16 protein-coding genes and 1 pseudogene are annotated in these 22,392 nt (G+C 69.6%); 12 read left to right on the top strand and 5 right to left on the bottom strand.

Features of this window, described 5'->3' with window-relative positions:
* Nucleotides 1-207 precede the first annotated feature (207 nt).
* The 5 genes and pseudogenes from RI578_RS14080 to RI578_RS14060 form a co-directional block, all read left to right on the top strand.
* A pseudogene (locus tag RI578_RS14080) lies at nt 208-435 on the top strand (hypothetical protein); the annotation flags it as partial.
* A 34-nt stretch (nt 436-469) separates the two neighbouring features.
* Complete coding sequence (locus tag RI578_RS14075; RefSeq protein WP_310871410.1) at nt 470-892, top strand: (deoxy)nucleoside triphosphate pyrophosphohydrolase; 423 nt, start codon at nt 470-472, stop codon at nt 890-892.
* Between the two features lie 109 nt (nt 893-1,001).
* The gene (locus RI578_RS14070) at nt 1,002-1,439 is read left to right on the top strand and encodes an ATP-binding protein (protein WP_310871409.1); all 438 of its coding nucleotides are present in this window, start codon (nt 1,002-1,004) and stop codon (nt 1,437-1,439) included.
* Between the two features lie 291 nt (nt 1,440-1,730).
* Nucleotides 1,731-4,316 (top strand): SpoIIE family protein phosphatase, encoded by a 2,586-nt coding sequence (locus RI578_RS14065; protein ID WP_310871408.1) that lies wholly within the window; start codon nt 1,731-1,733, stop codon nt 4,314-4,316.
* A 241-nt stretch (nt 4,317-4,557) separates the two neighbouring features.
* Nucleotides 4,558-5,718, top strand: a complete 1,161-nt coding sequence (locus RI578_RS14060; protein ID WP_310871407.1) for a glycoside hydrolase family 18 protein — start codon at nt 4,558-4,560, stop codon at nt 5,716-5,718.
* 10 nt (nt 5,719-5,728) lie between these two features.
* On the opposite strand, the gene RI578_RS14055 is transcribed toward RI578_RS14060, so the two are convergent.
* Genes RI578_RS14055 through RI578_RS14040 form a run of 4 tightly spaced genes read right to left on the bottom strand, consistent with a single transcriptional unit; the run spans nt 5,729 to nt 9,588 of the window.
* Nucleotides 5,729-6,493 carry a succinate dehydrogenase/fumarate reductase iron-sulfur subunit gene (locus RI578_RS14055; RefSeq protein WP_310871406.1) on the bottom strand — a complete coding sequence of 255 codons (765 nt, stop codon included), beginning with the start codon at nt 6,491-6,493 and terminating at the stop codon, nt 5,729-5,731.
* The gene (locus RI578_RS14050; RefSeq protein WP_310871405.1) at nt 6,490-8,433 is read right to left on the bottom strand and encodes a fumarate reductase/succinate dehydrogenase flavoprotein subunit; all 1,944 of its coding nucleotides are present in this window, start codon (nt 8,431-8,433) and stop codon (nt 6,490-6,492) included. Before RI578_RS14050 ends, RI578_RS14055 begins: the two co-directional genes overlap by 4 nt.
* Complete coding sequence (locus tag RI578_RS14045) at nt 8,433-9,269, bottom strand: hypothetical protein (RefSeq protein ID WP_310871404.1); 837 nt, start codon at nt 9,267-9,269, stop codon at nt 8,433-8,435. Before RI578_RS14045 ends, RI578_RS14050 begins: the two co-directional genes overlap by 1 nt.
* A 28-nt stretch (nt 9,270-9,297) precedes the next feature.
* Nucleotides 9,298-9,588, bottom strand: coding sequence for a hypothetical protein (locus RI578_RS14040; protein ID WP_121749038.1), 291 nt, complete (start codon nt 9,586-9,588; stop codon nt 9,298-9,300).
* A gap of 354 nt (nt 9,589-9,942) precedes the next feature.
* On the opposite strand from RI578_RS14040, the gene RI578_RS14035 reads away from it, so the two are divergent.
* The 7 genes from RI578_RS14035 to RI578_RS14005 all read left to right on the top strand — a co-directional run bounded on the left by RI578_RS14035 (nt 9,943) and on the right by RI578_RS14005 (nt 21,202).
* On the top strand, nt 9,943-12,216 hold the full coding sequence (locus RI578_RS14035) for an ABC transporter family substrate-binding protein (protein WP_310871403.1): 2,274 nt from the start codon (nt 9,943-9,945) through the stop codon (nt 12,214-12,216).
* 154 nt (nt 12,217-12,370) lie between these two features.
* The gene (typA, locus tag RI578_RS14030) at nt 12,371-14,278 is read left to right on the top strand and encodes a translational GTPase TypA (RefSeq protein ID WP_310871402.1); all 1,908 of its coding nucleotides are present in this window, start codon (nt 12,371-12,373) and stop codon (nt 14,276-14,278) included.
* Nucleotides 14,279-14,976: 698 nt separating this feature from the next.
* The gene (locus RI578_RS14025) at nt 14,977-16,011 is read left to right on the top strand and encodes an ABC transporter permease (protein WP_310871401.1); all 1,035 of its coding nucleotides are present in this window, start codon (nt 14,977-14,979) and stop codon (nt 16,009-16,011) included.
* Between the two features lie 101 nt (nt 16,012-16,112).
* Entirely contained in the window at nt 16,113-17,921 is a 1,809-nt protein-coding gene (locus RI578_RS14020) for an ABC transporter substrate-binding protein (RefSeq protein WP_310871400.1), read from the top strand.
* A gap of 103 nt (nt 17,922-18,024) precedes the next feature.
* Nucleotides 18,025-19,002, top strand: a complete 978-nt coding sequence (locus RI578_RS14015; RefSeq protein WP_310871399.1) for an ABC transporter permease — start codon at nt 18,025-18,027, stop codon at nt 19,000-19,002.
* Between the two features lie 10 nt (nt 19,003-19,012).
* Complete coding sequence (locus RI578_RS14010; protein ID WP_121749044.1) at nt 19,013-20,074, top strand: ABC transporter ATP-binding protein; 1,062 nt, start codon at nt 19,013-19,015, stop codon at nt 20,072-20,074.
* A 12-nt stretch (nt 20,075-20,086) separates the two neighbouring features.
* Nucleotides 20,087-21,202, top strand: coding sequence for a dipeptide ABC transporter ATP-binding protein (locus tag RI578_RS14005; protein WP_310871398.1), 1,116 nt, complete (start codon nt 20,087-20,089; stop codon nt 21,200-21,202).
* Between the two features lie 141 nt (nt 21,203-21,343).
* On the opposite strand, the gene RI578_RS14000 is transcribed toward RI578_RS14005, so the two are convergent.
* Complete coding sequence (locus tag RI578_RS14000) at nt 21,344-22,384, bottom strand: dipeptide ABC transporter ATP-binding protein (RefSeq protein WP_310871397.1); 1,041 nt, start codon at nt 22,382-22,384, stop codon at nt 21,344-21,346.
* Nucleotides 22,385-22,392: the final 8 nt, after the last annotated feature.

Here is a 22,392-nt window from a genome sequence, read left to right as displayed (position 1 = left end):
AATCCGGTCGTTCTCGCAGGTCGTCCGCGAGGTTCCCGGTATGCCTCCGACCGGAGGCGTCGGCGCGCGCGGGCGGCGCGTTTCGTGTCGTGCGCCCCCTGCGTTCTGACTGGTTGCGTACCTCTTTGTGTAAAGCCGTATTCGCTGCGTGAAGGTTAGGCGTAGGCTCGGGCATATGCGGAGTGCGGTTTCCTTGGCGGGCGGGGCGCGGCGCGGGCCGTGGGCGGGAAGTGGAGGGGCGCGATGAACGACGGCACGGTCACTCTTCCCTGGCTGGTCTTCCGGCAGGACGACAACGGCAACCGCTACCGCGTGGGCAGGTACGCGACCCGGGCCGAGGCCCAGAAGATCGCGGACACCCTCGACGGTCGCGGCCACCAGCAGCTCTACTGGGTCGAGAAGCTCGGCCCGAACGGAACGGGCGCGGCCGGCTGACCGCGTCGGCAGGGCAGGCCGTAGGCTCCGGCGCATGACGGAACGGATCGTGGTGGGCGCCGCCCTCGTCGACGGCGGACGACTGCTCGCCGCGCGCCGCAGCGCACCGGCGGAGCTGGCCGGACGGTGGGAGCTGCCCGGCGGCAAGGTCGAGGCGGGCGAGACGCCCGAGGCGGCGCTCGTGCGCGAACTGCGCGAGGAACTGGGCGTGACGGCCGAGCCCGGTGAGCGGGTCCCGGGACAGTGGCCCCTGCGAACGCCCTTCGTGCTGCACGTGTGGACCGCGCGGCTGCTCCCCGGATCCGCCTCCCCCGAACCCCTCGAGGACCACGACGCGCTGCGCTGGCTCGCCCCCGCCGAGATCTGGGACGTGCCCTGGCTCGACCAGGACGTGCCGGCCGTCGAGCGGGCGCTCGCCCATCTCGGTATGGCGGCGACGGACGCGCGGGGCGTGTGAGCGCACCGGCCTGAGCGCCCCGTGCGCCGTCGGTGCCACAGTGCGCCCTCCCGAGCGGTACCGGGGCCCGAATATCGGGTATGTGCCCATTAACCCCACGAATCCGGACATGGGTGGGGGGTTGCCGGCCGGGGAAGTGATCGGCGTGATCGACAGCGAAGGCGGCTGTGCCGAATGGGTCTTTCCCGCGGCACCGGACGCCGTGCGGACCGCCCGCTCCCTCGTCCGCCGCACCCTGCACGGCTGGGACCTCGACAGCGTCGGTGACATCGCCGCCCTGCTGGTCAGCGAGCTGGTCACCAACGCCCTGCGACACGCCACCGGCCCCATCGGCCTCCGCCTGCTACGCCACCCCGCCGGACCGGACGGCGTCCTGCTGGTGGAGGTCTCCGACCCGCTTCCGGACCCGCCCCGCGAGCGCGTCGCCCGCCCCGGGGACGAGGACGGCCGGGGCCTGCAACTGGTCGCCTCCTCCGCACACCGCTGGGGAACCCGGCCCGGAGAGGTGGGCAAGACGGTGTGGTTCGAACTCACGGTGCCGGAATGACCGGGTGTCACACCGTTTCACGGCGCCCGGAACCGTGCCGAAACGCCCCCGCGCCGGGCCCGGACCCACGGGCCAACTGGTTCAGGCCAGTGGCAGTTGTGGAACTACGTGATTCGATGCCGTGTCCGCTGGTTAGAAGACTGGAAGTGTTGTCACGGTCCGGACCGAAAACCATCGGGACCGTGCTGTGATCGTGAACACCGTGTTGTGCGGCGCCGTAGTGCTGGATACTGCGGGCAGCCGCCCCCGGTGACCGGTGCCGGACGCGGTGAGCTGGAGGGGACGGTTCGCGTGAGCGAGATACCAGCGAGGGCCACGGGGTCCGAGGGCCCGTCGGACGGCGCGCCGTTCGGTGACGCGGTGTGGCAGAGCAGCCCGCCCGGCTCCATCTACGACTACATCAAGGTCGCGTCCTTCTCCATCGGCGCCGACGGACTCGTCGACCAGTGGAGCCTGCGCGCGGAGCAACTGCTCGGCATTCCGGCCGAGCACGCCGTGGGCACCGACCCCATCGCGGCCTTCATCGATCCCGACCTGCGGGAACGCGGCCAGCGCAAGATGGCCGAGATCCTCGACGGACGGGAGTGGACCGGTGTGGTCCCCTTCCGGGTGCCGGACGCCGCGGCCGGCGGCGCACAGCGCGGACGCGGGCAGCGCGGGCTCGCCGAGGTGTACGTCATGCCGACGCGCACGGAGGACGGGGAGAAGGCCGCCGTCTGCATCGTCGTCGACGTCCGCGTCCTGCGCAGCATCGAGACCGACCTCGCCGCCTCGCAGGCCATATTCGGCCAGTCTCCGTTCGGCTTCCTGCTGATCGACCCCGACCTCCGGGTACGCCGCGCCAACCAGCGGTTCGCCTCCGTCTTCGGCGGCACGCCCGACGACCACCGCGGCAAGGGCGTCCACGACTACCTGCCGCGCGCCGAGGGCGACCGGGTCTCCGCCACCCTGCGCCGGGTGCTGGAGACCGGCGACTCCATCACCGACATGCACGTCACGGGCTTCGTGCCGGGCACCGAGGAACGCCGCCACTGGTCCGTCAACCTCTACCGCGTGCACAGCGGTTCCGGCCGACCCATCGGCGTGGCCTGGCTGGGAACCGACATCACCGCCCGCCGCGAGGCCGCCCGCGAGGCCGCCGCCGCCCGCCGCAACCTCGCCCTGCTCAACGAGGCGGGCGCCCGCATCGGCAACTCCCTCGACCTGGAGACCACCGCCCGCGAACTCCTCGACGTCGTCGTCCCCGGCTTCTGCGACCTGGCCACCGTCGACCTCTACCAGGGGCTGCTGGTCGGCGACGAGACCCCGCCCGGCCTCGCCGACGGCAGCGCGGAGCTGCGCCGCGTCGCCTTCTCCAGCGCCGTCTCCGACGCGCCGTTCCACGGCACCGGCGAGCAGGTCGAGCTCGGCGCCGTCCACCACTACGGGTTCAACTCGCCCTGCGCCGACGCCCTGCGCACCGCCCGCCCGCGCATCGTGCCGGCCGAGGACGGCGGCCTCGTGCAGTCCACGCTCGCCGTGCCGATGGTCGCCCACGACACGGTCGTGGGACTCGCGCGGTTCGCCCGGACGAAGGGCAGCGAGCCGTTCGGGGACCGCGACCGCGACCTCGCCGTGGAACTGGCCGCGCGGGCCGCCGTCTGCATCGACAACGCCCGCCTCTACCGGCGCGAACACGAACGCGCGCTGATACTGCAACGCTCCCTGCTCCCGCCCGGCGACCCCGAGGCGTCCGGCCTCGACATCGCCTGCCGCTACCTGCCCGGCAACGCGGCCACCGGCCGGCCCAGCGAGGTCGGCGGCGACTGGTTCGACGTGATCGAACTCCCCGGTCACCGCACCGCGTTGGTGGTCGGCGACGTCATGGGGCGCGGTCTGCGCGCCGCCGTCGCGATGGGCGAACTCCGCACGGCGGTACGGACGCTGGCGCAGCTCGACATCGAACCGGCCGAGGTGCTCTCCCAGCTGGACGAGATCGCGCGGGGACTCGGCGCCCCGGGCGGCGTCCAGCAGGCGACCCGGGCCGCCCGCCGGCCCCGCGAGGCCGACCTCTCCGAGGTCTACCTGGCGACCTGCGTCTACGCCGTATACGACTCGGTGACCAGGCGCTGCACCTTCGCCAACGCGGGCCACCTGCCGCCCGTCCTGGTCGAGCCCGGCGAGTCCGCGCTGATGCTGGACGTGCCGCCGGGCCTGCCGCTCGGCGTCGGCGGCGAGCCCTTCGAGGAGGTGGAGGTCGAACTGCCCGAAGGCTCTCTGCTCGCGCTCTACACGGATGGACTGGTCGAAAGCCGCGATCACCCCCTCGACGAGGGGCTCCAGGCCTTCGTAGGGGCACTCACGGACCCGGCGCGCCCCCTGGAGGACGTCTGCGACCAGGTCCTCAACACCCTCGACAGCCACCACGGCGAGGACGACATCGCCCTGCTGATGGCCCGCGTCCAGGGCCTGCCCAGCGAGTCCGTCGGCGACTGGACCCTGCCGCGCGAGCCGCGCAGCGTGGGCCGGGCCCGCGAGCTGGCCCGTGCCAAGCTGCTCGACTGGGACATGGAGTCGCTGGTCGACACGACGGAGCTGCTCGTCAGCGAGCTGGTCACCAACGCCCTCCGATACGGCGAGGGCGAGATCAGACTCCGCCTCCTCCTCGACCGCACCCTGGTCTGCGAGGTCTGGGACTCCGGCCTGGTCCAGCCCCGCCGGCGCCGCGCCCGCGACACCGACGAGGGCGGCCGGGGCCTGCAACTGGTCGGCCTGCTCAGCGCGGCCTGGGGCTCACGCCGTACGCCGCGCGGCAAGACGGTGTGGTTCGAACTGCCCCTCCCGGGCGCCGACACCCAGCTCACGGACCCGGCGGAGGCCCTGCTGAGCCTGTTCTGACCCGGCCCGGTGTCGTACGGTTCCGGGCGCGCCGGGTGCGGCGCACGCGGCCGTATCCGGCCAGCAGCAGTGCCGCCCCGGCCGTGACCAGGGGCGGCACCAGGTCGGCGGAGATCATCGCGCCCCGCTCCCGACCGCAACCGGAACACCGGTTCGAGTCGTCCACGCTGGCAACACGTTCGGAGCGTATGCGCGTGTACCGGCCACCGCGACCGGGGACGGGCCACAGGGAGGGGACACCGTGGAGAACACGGAGCCGAGACAGAACGAACCGGCAGCCGCCGACGGTGAGGGCGCTCCACCGGGGTCACCCGCACCCGACAGCGAAAGCCGCACGGGTGGTGCGGGTGGGAACAGGGACGCCGAAGGCGAAGCCGAGGCCACCGGACGAACACGCCGCCGCACTCGCGTCCGCCGGACGGCCCTCGCCGTCCTCCTGGTCCTGATCCTCCCCCTCCTCACCGCCGCCGCGGCCCTCCGCGTCAACTACATGGGCGACCCCGCCGACGGCACCCACACCAGGAACCGCGACGCGATGTGGCTCGGCCACGCCTGGGTCGACGGCCGCAAGGACGACGCCGACCTCGCCGCCTTCGCCCGCCGCATCGAGAACACCGGCATCCGCGACCTGTACGTCCACACCGGCCCGCTGGAACACGACGGCACCCTGCCCGAGTCCCGCTACCCCAAGGCCCGCTGGCTGATCGACGCCGTGCACCGCGAGCTGCCCGGCGTCCGCGTCCAGGCCTTCCTCGGCGACGTCCTGGTCACCGAGGGCCCCGACGGCATGCACCTGGACCGCGCCGACACCCGCGCCGCCGTCGTCGACTCCGCCCGCCAGGTCCTGGACGCGGGCTACGACGGCGTCCACCTCGACCTGGAGCCCCTGCGCTCCGGCGACCGGAACTACCTCTCCCTCCTGGACGACCTGCGCGCCGTCACCCGTGCCCAGGACGCGCGGCTCTCGGTGGCCGCCCACCAGATCGACCCGCTCCCGGCCCTCCACTCCGTCTTCGGCGTCTTCACCGAGAACCCCAAGTGGTGGTCGCAGGAGTTCTTCGGCCAGGTCGCCCGCCGCGTCGACCAGATCGCCGTGATGACGTACGACACCGCGCAGCCGCTGGAGGGCACCTACGGCGGCTACGTGGCCCAGCAGACCTCCCTCGCCCTGGAGGTCACCCCGCCGACCACCCACCTGCTGATCGGCCTGCCCTTCTACTACGAGAGCAACTTCGACCACTGGGGCCACGCCGAGACAGTCGAAGCCGCCGTCCGGGGCGCCCGCCTCGGCCTGTCCCGGACGGACGCCGACCGGGAGCTCTTCGGCGTCGCCCCGTACATCGACTTCGCGGCGACGGAGACGAACTGGGACGAGTACCGGGAGGGCTGGGTGAACCCGTGACCCCGATCCCCTAGCGCCTCTTGATCTTCGACCCCAGCCACACCAACGGGTCGTACTTGCGGTCCACCGCCCGTTCCTTGAGCGGGATAAGCGCGTTATCGGTGATCTTGATGCCCTCGGGGCAGACCTCCGTGCAGCACTTGGTGATGTTGCAGTAGCCGAGGCCGTGCTCGTCCTGAGCCGTGCGCCCACGGTCCAGGCCGGTGTCGCCGGCCGAGTCCAGCGGGTGCATGTCCAGTTCGGCGACGCGCATGAGGAAACGCGGGCCCGCGAAGGCCGGCTTGTTCTCCTCGTGGTCACGGACGACATGGCAGGTGTCCTGGCACAGAAAGCACTCGATGCACTTGCGGAACTCCTGCGACCGGTCCACGTCCTCCTGCATCATCCGGTACTCGCCCGGCCCGAGGTCGGCGGGCGGGACGAAGGACGGGATCTCGCGGGCCTTGGTGTAGTTGAAGCCGACGTCCGTCACCAGGTCGCGGACGACTGGGAAGGCGCGCAGCGGCGTGACGGTGATCGTCTCCTCGGGGGTGAAGACGGACATACGGGTCATGCACAGCAGCCGCGGCCGCCCGTTGATCTCCGCCGAGCACGAACCGCACTTGCCCGCCTTGCAGTTCCAGCGCACGGCGAGGTCGGGGGCCTGGGTGGCCTGGAGGCGGTGGATGATGTCGAGGACCACCTCGCCCTCGTTCACCTCGACGCGGAAGTCCTCCAGACCGCCGCCCTCGACGTCGCCCCGCCACACCTTGAAGCGGGCCTCGTAGCCGCTCATTCGGAAAGCTCCTCTTCGGCGAGGTACTTGGCCAGCTCGTCCTTCTCGAAGAGGGCGAGCAGGTCGGGTCGGACGGGCTCGGTGGTCCGCCGCTCCAGCGTGATCTGGCCGCGCTCGGGGTCCGTCGCCGCCAAGCCGCCGCTCGGGTCGGCCAAGGAGCACAGCAGGTTGGCCGGGCGCCACCGGCGGTCCATCGACGGATGGTCCTCGCGGGTGTGCCCGCCCCGCGACTCGGTGCGTTCCAGCGCGGCCCGCGCCACGCACTCGCTGACCAGCAGCATATTGCGCAGGTCCAGGGCGAGGTGCCAGCCCGGATTGAACTGCCGGTGCCCCTCCACGCCGGCCCGCCGGGCGCGTACCCGCAGCTCCGCGAGCTTCTCCAGGGCCTGCTTCATCTCCGGCTCGCGGCGGATGATGCCGACAAGGTCGTTCATCGTCTGCTGGAGCTCCTGGTGGAGGGTGTACGGGTTCTCCGGCGGGCCGTCGGACGGCTCGGGTGCCTCCGCCTCGGCGGAGAACGGCCGCAGCGCCTCCGCGGCGGCGGCGTCGACCTGGGCGTCGTCCACCCGGGGCCGCGCTCCGGACGCCCGCCCGGCCGCGTACTCGGCGGCGTGCCAGCCCGCCCGGCGCCCGAACACCAGCAGGTCGGAGAGCGAGTTGCCGCCGAGCCGGTTGGAGCCGTGCATGCCGCCGGCCACCTCCCCGGCCGCGAACAGCCCCGGCACCCCGCGCGCGGCGGCGGTGTCGGAGTCGACGGCGATGCCGCCCATCACGTAGTGGCAGGTGGGTCCGACCTCCATCGGCTCCGCCGTGATGTCGACGTCGGCCAGCTCCTTGAACTGGTGGTACATCGAGGGCAGCCGCCGCTTGATCACCTCGGCGGGCATCCGGGTCGAGACGTCGAGGAAGACGCCGCCGTGCGGGGAGCCCCGGCCCTCCTTCACCTCGGAGTTGATCGCGCGCGCGACCTCGTCCCGGGGAAGCAGCTCCGGGGGCCGCCGATTGTGGTCCGGGTCGTCGTACCAGCGGTCGCCCTCCTCCTCCGTCACCGCGTACTTGTCCTTGAAGACGTCGGGGACGTAGTCGAACATGAACCGCTTGCCCTCGGAGTTCCTGAGCACCCCGCCGTCGCCGCGCACCGACTCCGTGACGAGGATGCCCTTCACCGACGGCGGCCAGACCATGCCCGTCGGGTGGAACTGCACGAACTCCATGTTCAGCAGCGGCGCCCCGGCCAGCAGCGCCAGCGCGTGGCCGTCGCCCGTGTACTCCCACGAGTTCGACGTCACCTTGAAGGACTTGCCGATGCCGCCCGTGGCGATCACCACCGAGGGCGCCTCCAGGACGAAGAACCGTCCGGTCTCGCGCTCGTAGCCGAAGACGCCCGAGACCTGGCCGCCCTCCTTGAGCACGCGCGTGACCGTGCACTCCTGGAAGACCTTCAGCCGGGACTCGTAGTCGCCGGTCTCCCGGAAGTCCTCCTGCTGGAGCGAGACGATCTTCTGCTGGAGGGTGCGGATCAGCTCCAGGCCGGTACGGTCGCCGACGTGCGCGAGGCGCGGGTACTCGTGGCCGCCGAAGTTGCGCTGCGAGATCCGGCCGTCCTTCGTACGGTCGAACAGCGCGCCCCAGGTCTCCAGCTCCCACACTCGCTGCGGCGCCTCCTGGGCGTGCAGTTCGGCCATCCGCCACTGGTTGAGGAACTTGCCGCCGCGCATGGTGTCGCGGAAGTGGACCTGCCAGTTGTCGCCGGAGTTCGCGTTGCCCATGGCGGCGGCGATGCCGCCCTCGGCCATCACGGTGTGCGCCTTGCCGAACAGCGACTTGCAGATCACGGCCGTACGGGCGCCCCGCTCGCGGGCCTCGATGGCGGCGCGCAGCCCGGCGCCGCCCGCGCCCACCACGACGACGTCCCATTCCTGCCGGTCGACCACGGACATCAGAACAACCTCGGATCGTCGAAGGCACCGGACGCGACGAGATACACGTAGAAGTCGGCGAGCGCGACGCTCACCAGTGAAGCCCAGGCCAGCTGCATGTGGCGGGCGTTGAGCTTCCCGACCCACTGCCACATCCGGTAGCGCACGGGATGCCGGGAGAAGTGCTTGAGCTTGCCGCCGACGATGTGCCGGCAGGAGTGGCAGGAGAGGGTGTACGCCCAGATCAGCACGATGTTGGCCAGGAACACCAGGGTGCCCAGGCCCATGTGGCCCCACTCGTAGTGCTCGTCGCGGAAGGCGAGCACGGTGTCGTAGGTGAGGATGAGCGCGACCAGGAGCGCGGCGTAGAAGAAGTACCGGTGGATGTTCTGCAGGATGAGCGGGAAGCGGGTCTCGCCGGTGTATTTCTTGTGCGGCTCGGCCACCGCGCAGGCCGGCGGGGACGCCCAGAAGCCCCGGTAGTAGGCCTTGCGGTAGTAGTAGCAGGTGAGGCGGAAGCCGAGCGGGAAGATCAGGATGATGATCGCGGGGGAGATGCCCCACCAGCTGCCGAACAGCTCCCAGTTGGGGCCGCCGCGCATCGGCTCGCAGTTCTCCGCCAGACAGGGGGAGTAGAACGGCGAGACGTACGGGGCCGCGTAGTAGTCCGCGTTGGCGAAGGCCCGCCAGGTCGAGTAGACGACGAAGGCGAGCAGGCCCGCGGCGGTGGCGGCGGGTGCCAGCCACCAGCGGTCGGTGCGCAGGTGCGGGGCGCGGATGGCGGCGCGCGTCGGGGTGTGGACGCCGCCGCCTCGGGGATGGGGTTCGGTGGCTGGAGGTTCCGTGCCAGTGGCCACTGGGCGACTCCGGTCGGTCGGGTCGGGTTCAGGGGGCGCGGCGGTCGCGGGCGCCGAGGCCCTCGTCGTCCGAGTCCGTCCACAGCGAGCCGTCGTACGGCGTGTCGGGGATCGGGACGAGGTCCGGACGCTTGGGCGCGTCCGGTGCGGCTGCCGCCGCCCGCAGCAGCGCGAAGCTCTCGCGCAGATGGTCGGCGTCGGTGCGGACGCGGCGTATCTCGAGGCCGCCGCCGCCCAGCTGCTGTTCCAGCCGGGCCACCGACCGGGACAGGTCGTCGAGACTGCGTTGGAGCGATGACAGGTCGTCGTGCACGGACATGACGTGACCTCACTTCCGTAGGACGCGGCCCGGGGCCGGCCCTGGGTGGCGACGTTCATGCGCCTGCGAGTGTCGCGCGTCACACCTGCCGCTGGGAAGGGACGTGCAGCGATTGGCCGGGGCGTGTCGGTGCATCACGGGTGGTGTTGCGCCGCACGGGTGAGGTTACGCACCGTCGTCGCCGTGTCTCCCAGCGTCGCCGAACCGTTTCCTCTTCAGTGGCGGCATCCCGCCCGGGATACAAATGATCAACTCCAATACTGCATATCACGCATAACGCATACAACACGCGCGTTCAACGCATATGCCGCCACAAGCGATCACCAGGCCCGCGGCCTACCGGAGGTAGCAGAGATGTCCCACGTCGGCGTCGGACCGCGCGCGGTGACGCGCTCGGTCGCCTTCCTCACCGCGGGCGTGCTCGCGGTCCCCGCGCTGGCCGGCTGCAGCTCCGAGGACCCGTCGGGCAAGCCGCTCGCCGACCAGGACATCGCCTCGGCGAGCCGCGCCCGGATCTCCGACGGCGGCACCCTGCGCTGGGCCGTGGACTCCGTACCGGACACGCTGAACACCTTCCAGTCGGATGCCGACGCCACCGCGACCCGCGTCGCGCAGGCCGTGCTGCCCTCGATGTACCGGATGGACGAGACCGGCCGCCCGGTGCGCAATCCCGACTACCTGGAATCGGCCGAGGTCGTCGAGACCGAGCCCAAGCAGGTCGTCGTCTACAAGCTCAACCAGCAGGCCGTGTGGAGCGACGGCCGGGAGGTCGGCGCCGCCGACTTCGCCGCCCAGTGGCGCGCCCTGTCCGGCAAGGACAGCGCCTACTGGACCGCGCGCAACGCGGGCTACGACCGCATCGAGAAGATCCAGCGCGGCGCCGGCGACCTGGAGGTCAAGGTCACCTTCAGCCGGCCCTACGCGGACTGGAAGTCGCTGTTCACGCCGCTGTACCCGAAGGACGTCATGGGCACCCCGGACGCCTTCAACGACGGCGCGCGGCGCAAGCTCAAGGTCACCGCCGGTCCCTTCGCCGTCAAGGAGGTCGACACCAAGGACGACGAGGTGGTCCTCACCGGCAACCCGCGCTGGTGGGGGGAGCCGGCCAAGCTGGACAAGATCGTGCTGCGCGCCGTACCCCGCGAGAAGCGGGTCTCCGAGCTGGTCGCGGGCAAGCTCGACCTGGCCGAGATCGACCCGGACACCGCCGAGCAGGTCGGCCTGGCCGCCGCCCCCCGGGACGCCGCCACCGGCACCCCGCTCATGGGCCCGGACGGCACCCCGGCCGCGGGTTCGGGCGGCTCGCCGCACCCCGGCCCGCAGGGCAGGTCCGCCGCTCAGGCGCTGCGCTCCTGGGCGGTCGCCAACGGCTCCGACGAGGAGGCCGCCGAGGAGGAGATCCTGGCCCGCGAGGAGCGGCGCGAGGCCCGGGCGAAGCTCGAACGCCGGCGGAAGGCCCTGAGCGGCTTCGAGGTCCGCAAGTCGCTGGAGCCCGCCTACACCCAGCTCGCCCTGAACGGCGCCGACGGCCCCCTCGCCGACGAACGCGTCCGGCGGGCGGTGGCCCGCGCCCTGGACCGCGAGAAGCTCGCCAAGGCGGTGCTGGGCCCGCTGGGCCTGCCCACCGAGCCCGTGGGCAGCCACCTGGCGCTGTCCGGCCAGGCCGCCTACGCCGACGGCAGCGGCGCCCTCGGCGACCAGAACGCCAAGGAGGCCCGGGCCCTGCTCGCGGACGCCGGGTGGGTGCCCGGCGGGCCCGTGAAGGAGTCCGAGGACGGCGAGAAGGCGGCCGGCGCCAAGGGCGAGAAGGACGAGGACGGCAAGGACGAGAAGTCCGAGGGCGGCGACGACGGGACGTACATCGTCGGCGAGGACGACAAGAACACGGACGACAAGAACACGGACGACCAGGACACGGACGACAAGGAGAAGGGAGAGAAGGGGAAGAAGGAGGAGGGGGCGGACAGCAGCGGCAAGAACACCGCGCAGGGCGGCGCCCCCGGCGCCTACGCCCCCAAGGGCACCGCCGCCCCGGCCGGCTCCGCGACGGGCCCGCTCGCCAAGGACGGCAAGGCGCTCACCCTCCGCTTCGTCCTCCCCTCCGGCCCCGGCTCCGAGGCCCTGCGCACCGTGGCCGACCGGATCTCGGACATGCTGGAGGAGATCGGCATCGGCACCGACATCACCAAGGTCCCGGACGAGAGCTACTTCAAGGACCACGTCGCCTCCGGCGAGTACGACCTGGCGCTCTACTCCTGGCCCGCGTCCGCCTTCCCCGCCACCGACGCCCGCCCCATCTACGCCAAGCCCGTCCCGGCCGCCGACGGCTCCCTGAACGTCGCGCAGAACTACACCCGGGTCGGCACCGACCAGGTCGACCAGCTCTTCGACCAGGCCATGGCGACGCTGGACCAGAAGGAGGCCCGGGACCTGCTCCGCAAGGCCGACTCGCGGATCTGGGCGGCGGCCGGCTCCATCCCCCTCTACCAGCGCCCCCAGCTGGTGGCGGCCCGGAAGAACCTTGCCAACGTGGGCGCCTTCGGCTTCGAGACCCCCGTCTACGAGGACATGGGCTTCCTCAAGAAGGGCGCCCACGGCTCCCGGCCGTCGGCCACTCCCTCGTCCTGACCGGGCGGGCCTAGGGGGTGTACAGCACCCGGGAAGCCCCAGTCCCCGGGGCCCCGTACCATTGGGTGAGGCCGTGGCATGTATCGCCCGGCAGGCCCGCGTGACACGGACGTACGCGAGGGCCGTCCTCACACCCTCCGGGAGTACGCCTCATATGGCCACGCGCCACGACATCCGCAACGTCGCCATCGTCGCCCACGTCGACCACGGCAAGACCACCATCGTCGACGGAATGCTGAAGCAGGCCGGCGCCTTCGCCGCGCACCAGCTCGAAGGCGTCGACGACCGCATGATGGACTCGAACGACCTGGAGCGTGAGAAGGGCATCACGATCCTCGCCAAGAACACGGCGGTGAAGTACCACCCGAAGGATGGCGGCGACGTCATCACCATCAACATCATCGACACCCCCGGCCACGCCGACTTCGGTGGCGAGGTCGAGCGCGGTCTGTCGATGGTCGACGGCGTCGTCCTGCTCGTGGACGCCTCCGAGGGTCCGCTGCCGCAGACCCGCTTCGTGCTGCGCAAGGCGCTCAGCCAGCGGCTGCCGATCATCCTCTGCATCAACAAGACGGACCGCCCGGACGCCCGGATCGACGAGGTCGTCAACGAGACGTACGACCTCTTCCTCGACCTGGACGCCGACGAGGAGCAGATCGAGTTCCCGATCGTCTACGCGTGCGGCCGGGACGGCGTCGCCTCCCTCACCAAGCCCGACGACGGCACGGTCCCGTCCGACTCCACCAGCCTGGAGCCGTTCTTCTCGACGATCCTGGACTACATCCCGGCGCCGACCTACGACGAGGCCGCCCCGCTCCAGGCGCACGTGACCAACCTGGACGCGGACAACTTCCTCGGCCGTATCGCCCTGCTGCGCGTCCACCAGGGCGAGCTGAAGAAGGGCCAGACGGTCGCCTGGATGAAGCGCGACGGATCCGTGCAGAACGTGCGGATCTCCGAGCTGATGATGACCGAGGCGCTCACCCGCAAGCCCGCCGAGAAGGCCGCGCCCGGTGACATCTGCGCCGTCGCCGGTATCCCGGACATCATGATCGGCGAGACCCTGGCCGACCAGGAGAACCCGGTCCCGCTGCCGCTGATCACGGTGGACGAGCCCGCGATCTCCATGACCATCGGCACCAACACCTCGCCGCTGGTCGGCCGCGGCGCCACCGGCAAGGGCGCGGACAACAAGGCGGCCGTCAAGGACCGCAAGGTCACCGCCCGTCAGGTCAAGGACCGCCTGGACCGCGAGCTGATCGGCAACGTCTCGCTCCGTGTCCTGGACACCGAGCGTCCGGACGCCTGGGAGGTGCAGGGCCGCGGTGAGCTGGCGCTGGCCATCCTGGTCGAGCAGATGCGCCGTGAGGGCTTCGAGCTGACCATCGGCAAGCCCCAGGTCGTCACCAAGGACGTCGAGGGCAAGACGTACGAGCCCGTCGAGCGCATGACGATCGACGTGCCCGAGGAGCACATGGGCGCGGTCACGCAGCTCATGGGCGTGCGCAAGGGCCGGATGGACAACATGTCCAACCACGGCTCCGGCTGGGTCCGCATGGAGTTCGTGGTCCCCTCCCGCGGTCTGATCGGCTTCCGCACGGAGTTCCTGACCCAGACCCGCGGCACCGGCATCGCGCACTCCATCCACGAGGGCCACGAGCCCTGGTTCGGCAACCTCACGACCCGTAACAACGGCTCGCTGGTCGCCGACCGCTCCGGTGCCGTCACCGCGTTCGCGATGACGAACCTCCAGGAGCGCGGCGTGCTCTTCACGGAGCCCGGCACCGAGGTGTACGAGGGCATGATCGTCGGCGAGAACTCCCGCGCCGACGACATGGACGTGAACATCACCAAGGAGAAGAAGCTCACCAACATGCGGTCGTCCTCGGCCGACTCGTTCGAGGCGATCGTCCCGCCGCGCAAGCTCTCGCTGGAGCAGTCGCTGGAGTTCTGCCGCGACGACGAGTGCGTCGAGGTGACCCCGGAGGCCGTTCGCATCCGCAAGGTGAACCTGGACGCCCGCGAGCGCGCCCGCGCCGCGAGCCGCGCCAAGCACAACTGATCCACCCGCCGCCGGCGCGCGGTCGGCACGCGGCGGAGCCCGGGTGCCCCCATCATGGGGGCACCCGGGCTTTTTTCAACCGGTTTTCCGTGGCCCCAGCACCCTTCTGGCACCCTTCCGGCGGCCCTCGGTGTCCGAAACACGGAGATCGACGCCCGATAGCCAGGTAACACGTCCGTTTCGCGGCCTTCTCGTCCCGAACAGTTTGTCCAGATTTTGGAAGATCTCCCTGTCAGCTGTGACTGAATTGAGATTTAAAGACGGTGGTCGGTCCTTCTGGTCATGGCAGATAGTTAGCCGCGTAGCGCTCGGGTCAATGGGTCTCGCGCTGTGGGGACAGCGCCGACTCACGAGCACCAGGGGGTGTCTGACCTTCCGTCAGGGGTGTCGGAAGGCAGATATGCGCCCCCTCCTGTCGGTGAACACGTGGAGTCATGAGGAGGAGCCCCATGCGCGGTGTCACGAACACCAAGTGGGTCACACGGTCCGTCGCCCCCAACTTCGCCCCGTCGGACGGCGATCGACTCTGAGGAGCGGGTCGGCCGCTGACGTCCGGGCATCCGGCTACGCGCGTCCGGCTGCGGGTTTCCCGCATTCCACGGGACCACTCGACGCTTCTTCATGATCCGTTCCGCGATCGCGCACACCCTGCGCCGGTCGTCGGTTCGGCACACCCACACCTGTGAAATGGGCGAACTGTGACAAGTCCAATCGACATCGAGGGCAGCGGAACGTCGGCCGCCGCCGACGACGCGCCGGAACGCGTCAAGGCCGTGGAGACGAAGAGCCACGAAGGCCGGTCTCCCGGGCAGCTGATGTGGCTGCGCTTCAAACGTGACCGGACCGGCGTCGTCTCCGCGTGCGTGGTGATCCTCTACTTCCTCGTATCGGCGCTGGCACCGCTCATCGCCAAGCTGTACGGGAAGGATCCGTACACCCTGTACGCCCAGGAGCCGGAGTACCCCTTCCTGCTGGACGACTTCGCCATGCCGACCGGTTCCTTCGGGGGCATGTCCGGGGACTTCTGGTTCGGTGTCGAGCCCAAGCTCGGGCGCGACGTGTTCACCATGCTGCTGTACGGCATGCGCACCTCGCTGTACATGGCCGTGGTCGTCACGCTGCTCTGTGTCCTCACCGGCGTGATCATCGGGATGATCAGCGGCTTCTTCGGTGGCCGGGTCGACTACTGGCTGGGCCGGATCACCGACTTCTTCCTGGCCTTCCCGCAGCAGCTGTTCTTCATCGCCTTCATGCCCGTCGTGACCGCGATGTTCGTCTCCCCCCAGGACGAGACCCCCACCTATCTGCGGGCCGTGGCCATCACCCTGGTGATGTGGTTCCTCGGCTGGATGGGACTGGCCCGTTTGGTGCGCAGCTCCGTGCTGACGCTCCGCGAGCGTGAGTTCGTGGAGGCGGCCAAGGTGTCCGGCGCCTCTCCGTGGCGGATCGTGCGCAAGGAGATCCTGCCCAACATCGTCACACCGATCCTGGTGCAGGCCACGTACATCCTTCCGAGCACGATCCTGTCCATCGCCTTTCTCTCGTACATCGGTGTCGGCTTCGTCGAACCGACACCCGACTGGGGCCGCATGTTCGCCATCGGTGCCGACGTGTACGAGCAGGACCCGATGTTCATGTTCTTCCCGGGCGTGGCACTGGTCGTTTTCGTTCTCTCCTTCAACCTTCTCGGCGACTCCGTCCGGGACGCGTTCGACCCCAAGACCGGACGGTAATCGTCCATTGGTGGGTGGGGGAGCTGCCGCCCCCGTGCCGGGCTTCCGGACCGTCAGGCAGCACTCGTGGACAACTATCGACAGGCAGGTGGATCGGCATCATGAAGCCCATCAGAAACCGCACCACGCGTACCACTCGCGCCATAGCCGTGGCCATCGTGGCCGGCGCGCTGGTGCTGACCGGCTGCTCCGACAGCGACGGCGGCAGCAAGGGCAAGAGCGACGCCAAGGGCCAGGAGGACGCCGCCAAGCAGCAGGATCCGGTCGCCTACGGTGACGCCGCGGCGTCCAACGGCCCGGCCGAAGAGGTCCCCGGCGCCAAGCCCGGCGGCTTCATCAACGTCTACATGCAGTCGGACCTGACCCACATGGACCCGGGCCAGATCTACGTCAGCGACGCCGGTCAGTTCGCCAACCTGGTGCACCGCGGTCTGACGAACTTCCAGGAGGACGAGGAGGGCAACCTCACCGTCGTCGGTGACATCGCCACCGACTCGGGTCAGTCCTCGGACGGCGGCAAGACCTGGACGTTCAAGCTCAAGGACGGTATCAAGGACGACCAGGGCAACCCCATCACCTCGAAGGACGTCCGCCACACCATCGAGCGCCTGTACTCGAAGGTGATCTTCGACGGTCCGACCTTCGTCCAGTCCTGGCTCTCCGGCAACGACTACCGCAAGGCACTGCCGGACGGGCCGTACAAGGGCAAGCACCTGCCGGACTCGGTGCTGGAGACACCGGACGACAAGACGGTCGTCTTCCACTTCTCCCAGCCGCGCCAGGACCTTCCGCAGGCCCTCGCCATGGCCGGGTACGCCATCGTGCCCGAGAAGCGGGACACGAAGGAGAAGTACGACGACGCCCCGGCGGCCCTCGGCCCCTACAAGATCGCCGAGTACAAGCCCGGCAAGTCGATGAAGCTGGTCAAGAACGACCAGTGGGACCCGAAGACGGACTCGGTGCGCCACCAGTACGTCGACGGTTACAACTTCACCAGCACCATCGACCAGGCCAGCCAGACCAAGCGTCTGATGGCCGACCAGGGCGAGGCCAAGAACGCGATCCAGTTCACGGACTCGGTCGACCCGGCCCAGATGTCGGCCGTCATCGGCGACGCCTCGGCGAAGAAGCGGACCATCCAGGGCTACCAGCCCTACGTCTGGCAGCTGACCTTCAACCTCGACCGCATGAAGGACAAGAAGGTCCGGGACGCGATCACCTACGCGATCCCGAACCAGTCCATGGTCCAGGCGGACGGCGGTCGCTACGGCGGTGAGGTCGCCGGCGGTCTGCTCGCCCCGACCCTGCCGAACTTCGACCCGAAGTACGACCCGTTCGGCAAGCTCAAGAAGCCGAACGGCGACCCGGAGATGGCCAAGAAGCTGCTGAAGGAGGCGGGAGTCGCGGAGGGCACGAAGCTCACCTACGCCTACTCCAACACCCCGCGCGGCCAGGCCCAGATGGTCATCATCAAGGACGCGCTCAACAAGATCGGCTTCGACGTCCAGGCCAAGGAGATCGACCGGGCCAGCTTCTACGAGCAGGTCGGCAAGCTGAAGAACCCGTACGACCTCTACATGACCGGCTGGGGCCAGGACTGGCCGTCCGCGTCCACGGTCATCACACCGGTCTACGACGGTGAACTCGTCGCCGACGGTGGGTCCAACTACTCGCACATCGACGACCCGCAGGTCAACGAGATGATCAAGAAGGCCCTGACGCAGGAGCCGGAGCAGGCCGCCAAGACCTGGGAGCAGGCCCACCACCGCATCGTGGAGGAGATCAACCCGGCCGCCCCGGTCTACTACTCGAAGCAGATCCAGCTCTACGGATCGAACATCGGTGGCGCCAGGTACAGCAACGAGTCGAGCTACATCGACATCAACGACCTGTTCCTGAAGCAGCCGTAGCCCTCCAGCCCGGCTGACCGCGGGGGTGCGCGCCAGGCGGAGCGCACCCCCGCGGACGGCAATCCCTCCCTGCCGCCGCGTCCGAAGAGAGCATCCACCTGCCATGCTTCAGTTCCTCGTTCGCAGGTTGATCGGCGCCGTCGTGATCATGTTCCTGATCGGCGCGTTCACCTTCTTCCTGTTCTATACGATCCCCCAGGACTTCGCCGAGCTGTCCTGCGGCAAGAACTGCTCACCCGAGAACATCGCGGTGATCCGCGAGAACCTCGGTCTCGACAAGCCCATCACCGCCCAGTTCTGGGAGTTCATGACGGGCATCGTCGCCGGGCGGGACTTCGCCCAGGGACACTGCTCCGCGCCGTGTCTGGGCATGTCGTTCGACTCCGGTGAGTTCGTCTGGGACTCGATCATGGACCGGTTCCCGCTGACGCTCTCGCTGACCGTGGGCGGTCTGGTCATCTTCCTGATCCTGGGCCTCGGCTCGGGTCTGCTCGCCGCCTGGAAGCGCGGAACGGCCGCCGACAAGCTCGTCAGCGGTGCCTCGATCGTCCTCAGCTCGTTCCAGATCTACTTCCTCGGTCCGATCGTGCTCGGCATCCTCGTCTACCAGTCCGGGATCATGGACAACCCGAGCTACAAGCCGTTCACCGAGAACCCGGTCACCTGGGCGATCGGTCTGCTCATCCCCTGGCTGGTGATGGCCACCATCTTCACCGCCCAGTACACCCGTATGTCCCGCTCGACCATGATCGAGCAGCTCCAGGAGGAGCACGTCCGCACCGCACGGGCCAAGGGCATGAAGCAGCGGTACGTCTTCTTCCGCTACGCCTGGCGTGGTTCGCTCATCCCGATCGTCACCATCCTCGGCATGGACCTCAGCGCGTTGCTGTCCGGCGCGGTGGTCACGGAGTTCACGTTCGACCTGGCCGGCATCGGTCGCCTCGCGGTCGACTCGTCGCTGACCAAGGACCTGCCGGTGACGATGGGCGTCATGCTGTTCGGAGCCTTCTTCATCCTGCTCCTGAACATCCTCGTGGACCTCGCCTACGCCTACATCGATCCGCGCGTGCGGCTCAGCTAGGAGAAACACCGTGAGCACTCTGACCAAGACCGAAGGCGAGACGGCCCCGACCGGGCCGGAGTCCTTCCTCTCGGTAAGCGACCTCCGGGTGCGGTTCTCCACCGAGGACGGCATCGTCAAGGCGGTCGACGGCCTGTCCTTCGACGTCGCGCGCGGCCGGACTCTCGGCATCGTGGGAGAGTCGGGTTCCGGCAAGTCCGTCACCAACCTCACCGTCCTCGGCCTGCACAACCCCAAGAACACCACCGTGGAGGGCGAGATCGTCCTCGACGGGAAGGAACTCGTCACCGCGACCGAGAAGGAGATGGAGAAGCTCCGCGGCAACAAGGTCGCCATGATCTTCCAGGACCCGCTGACCGCGCTCTCGCCGTACTACACGGTGGGCCGGCAGATCGCCGAGCCCTTCATGAAACACACCGGCGCGTCCAAGAAGGAGGCGCGGGCGCGGGCGATCGAGATGCTGACCAAGGTCGGCATCCCGCAGCCCAAGTCCCGGGTGGACGACTACCCGCACCAGTTCTCCGGCGGTATGCGCCAGCGCGCGATGATCGCCATGGCGCTGGTCTGCGACCCCGACCTGCTGATCGCCGACGAGCCGACCACCGCCCTGGACGTGACCGTCCAGGCCCAGATCCTCGATCTGCTCAAGGACCTCCAGCAGGAGTTCGGTTCGGCCATCGTCTTCATCACCCACGACCTCGGAGTCATCTCCGAGATGGCCGACGACCTGCTGGTGATGTACGCGGGGCGGGCCGTGGAGCGCGGCAGCACCGCCGAGGTGCTGCGCAGGCCACGGCATCCGTACACGTGGGGGCTGCTCAGCTCGATGCCGCGGCTCGGCGGCAGCATCGACCAGGCGCTCACCCCGATCCCCGGCACGCCGCCCAGCCTGCTGAACCCGCCGTCCGGATGCCCCTTCCACCCGCGGTGCGCGTTCACGGGCGAGGTGCCGGGTGACCGGTGCAGCACCGAGCGTCCGCCGCTCGGTGAGGGACGGGCCGCCGCCTGCCACCTGACGGCGGAGCAGAAGCAGACCTTCTTCATCGACAAGATCCAGCCCCGGCTGCGCTAGGGAGACCGAGACATGAGCGACAAACTCACCCTTCCCGCACAGCAGGGCTCCTCCACGGCGTCGGCCGAGACGCTGCTGAAGGTCGAGGGTCTGACCAAGCACTTCCCGATCTACGGCGGGTTCCCGATCAAACGAAGGGTCGGCGCCGTCCAGGCCGTGGACGACGTCGATCTGACCGTCGGTGCCGGTGAGAGCGTCGGCCTGGTGGGCGAGTCCGGTTGCGGCAAGTCCACCACGGGCCGGCTCATCACCCGGCTCCTGGAACCGACGGCCGGGAAGATCGAGTACGCGGGTCAGGACATCAGCCACGCCTCACGGAGGCAACTGGCGTCCGTCCGCTCCGAGATCCAGATGATCTTCCAGGACCCTTACTCCTCGTTGAACCCCCGGCAGACCGTCGGCACGATCATCAAGTCGCCGATGGAGGTCAACGGAATCAACCCCGCGGGCGGCCGGGACAAGAAGGTTCGCGAGCTGCTCGAACTCGTGGGCCTCAACCCGGAGCACTTCAACCGCTTCCCGCACGAGTTCTCCGGCGGCCAGCGTCAGCGCATCGGAGTGGCCCGCGCCCTCGCCCTCAGCCCGAAGCTCATCGTCGCGGACGAGCCGGTCTCCGCGCTGGACGTGTCGATCCAGGCGCAGGTCGTGAATCTCCTGCAGAAGGTGCAGCAGGAGCTGGGCATCGCCTTCCTGTTCATCGCCCACGACTTGGCGGTGGTCAGGCACTTCTCGAAGCGTGTCGCCGTCATGTACCTCGGCAGGGTGGTCGAGGTCGGTGACCGGGACTCCATCTACAGCAGGCCGCGGCACCCCTACACCCATGCTCTGCTGTCGGCGGTTCCCGAGGTGTCGATGGTCGACGAGCCGGAGGAGCGTGAGCGGATCCGCCTCGCCGGCGACGTTCCCTCGCCGATCATGCCGCCCTCGGGCTGCCGCTTCCGCACCCGCTGCTGGAAGGCGCAGGACAAGTGCGCGAGCGAGGTGCCTCCACTGGTCCGGATCGACGGCAACCGCGACGGTCACCTGACGGCCTGCCACTTCCCGGAGGAGCCGACGATCGCGGCCCGCGAGGCGGACATCGTCCTCGACCCGGCACTGGCCGCGCTGGAGGAGCCGGACAAGGGCTGACCCGGCCCCGCCGGAGCAGACCGAGGGCCCGCGCCTGGGGAGGCGCGGGCCCTCGGTTTCCCTGGAGCGGACGTTCCGGGCTCGGGTCAATGGGCCGTAGAAGTCCGTTCCGCAGGCGGTGCCGACAGAAAAGGGGTGTTGTCAGGCAGCCGCCTGGGGGCTCTTGGTGAGACGGGGCGAGGGTACGTCATCCGTCTCGGGGTAGTGGCACGCGGTCAGGTGTCCGGCCTTGTTGCCCTCCACCTGCACGAGCGGCGGCGCCTCGGACGCGCACTTCTCCGTCGCCTTCCAGCACCGGGTGCGGAAGCGGCAGCCCGAGGGCGGGTTGATCGGCGAGGGCACGTCGCCGACGAGCCGGATGCGCTCGCGGGGCGTGTCCTCCACCGTGGCCTCGGGCACGGCGGACAGCAGGGCGCGCGTGTAGGGGTGACGCGGGTTGTCGTACAGGTCGTCGCGGTCGGCGATCTCCATGATCTGACCGAGGTACATGACCGCGACGCGCTGCGAGAAGTGCCGTACGACGGCCAGGTCGTGCGCGATGAAGACGAACGCGATGCCCAGCTCCTTCTGCACCTTCTGCAGCAGGTTCACCACCTGGGCTTGGATGGACACGTCGAGCGCGGAGACCGGCTCGTCGGCCACGATCAGCTTCGGCTCCAGGGCCAGGGCGCGGGCGACCCCGATGCGCTGGCGCTGGCCGCCGGAGAACTCGTGCGGGAAGCGGTTGAAGTGCTCGGGGTTGAGGCCCACGATCTCCAGCAGCTCGCGGACGCGCTTCTCCCGGCCGCCCGGCGGGTTGATGTCGTTGATCTCCATCGGGCCGACGATGATCTTGCCGACCGTCTGACGCGGGTTCAGGGACGCGTACGGGTCCTGGAAGATCATCTGGATCTCGGACCGGATCGGCGCGAGCGCCTTGCGCTTGGCGTGCGTGATGTCCTGGCCCCGGTACACGACCTTGCCGCCCGTGGGCTCCAGCAGGCGGGTGATCAGCCGGCCGGTCGTCGACTTGCCGCACCCGGACTCGCCGACCAGGCCCAGGCTCTCGCCCTCGCGCACCTGGAAGTCCAGGCCGTCCACCGCCCGCACGGCGCCGACCGTACGCGAGATGGGGAAGCCGCCCTTGATCGGGAAGTGCTTGGTCAGGCCGCTGACGTCCAGGAGCGTTTCCGCGTTGCTCATGATGGTGA

It is taken from the genome of Streptomyces sp. BB1-1-1 (genome assembly GCF_031597775.1).
Taxonomy (GTDB): Bacteria; Actinomycetota; Actinomycetes; order Streptomycetales; family Streptomycetaceae; genus Streptomyces; species Streptomyces thinghirensis.
This window is presented reverse-complemented; position numbering and strand designations above follow the sequence as displayed.

Bases quoted from the DNA above. Each gene is read 5' to 3' on its own strand.
- RI578_RS14040 (WP_121749038.1), bottom strand. From the start codon at position 9,588: ATGTCCGTGCACGACGACCTGTCATCGCTCCAACGCAGTCTCGACGAC.
- RI578_RS14020 (WP_310871400.1), top strand. From the start codon at position 16,113: ATGAAGCCCATCAGAAACCGCACCACGCGTACCACTCGCGCCATAGCC.
- RI578_RS14015 (WP_310871399.1), top strand. From the start codon at position 18,025: ATGCTTCAGTTCCTCGTTCGCAGGTTGATCGGCGCCGTCGTGATCATG.
- typA (WP_310871402.1), top strand. From the start codon at position 12,371: ATGGCCACGCGCCACGACATCCGCAACGTCGCCATCGTCGCCCACGTC.
- RI578_RS14000 (WP_310871397.1), bottom strand. From the start codon at position 22,384: ATGAGCAACGCGGAAACGCTCCTGGACGTCAGCGGCCTGACCAAGCAC.
- RI578_RS14005 (WP_310871398.1), top strand. From the start codon at position 20,087: ATGAGCGACAAACTCACCCTTCCCGCACAGCAGGGCTCCTCCACGGCG.
- RI578_RS14055 (WP_310871406.1), bottom strand. From the start codon at position 6,493: ATGAGCGGCTACGAGGCCCGCTTCAAGGTGTGGCGGGGCGACGTCGAG.
- RI578_RS14035 (WP_310871403.1), top strand. From the start codon at position 9,943: ATGTCCCACGTCGGCGTCGGACCGCGCGCGGTGACGCGCTCGGTCGCC.
- RI578_RS14075 (WP_310871410.1), top strand. From the start codon at position 470: ATGACGGAACGGATCGTGGTGGGCGCCGCCCTCGTCGACGGCGGACGA.
- RI578_RS14070 (WP_310871409.1), top strand. From the start codon at position 1,002: ATGGGTGGGGGGTTGCCGGCCGGGGAAGTGATCGGCGTGATCGACAGC.
- RI578_RS14050 (WP_310871405.1), bottom strand. From the start codon at position 8,433: ATGTCCGTGGTCGACCGGCAGGAATGGGACGTCGTCGTGGTGGGCGCG.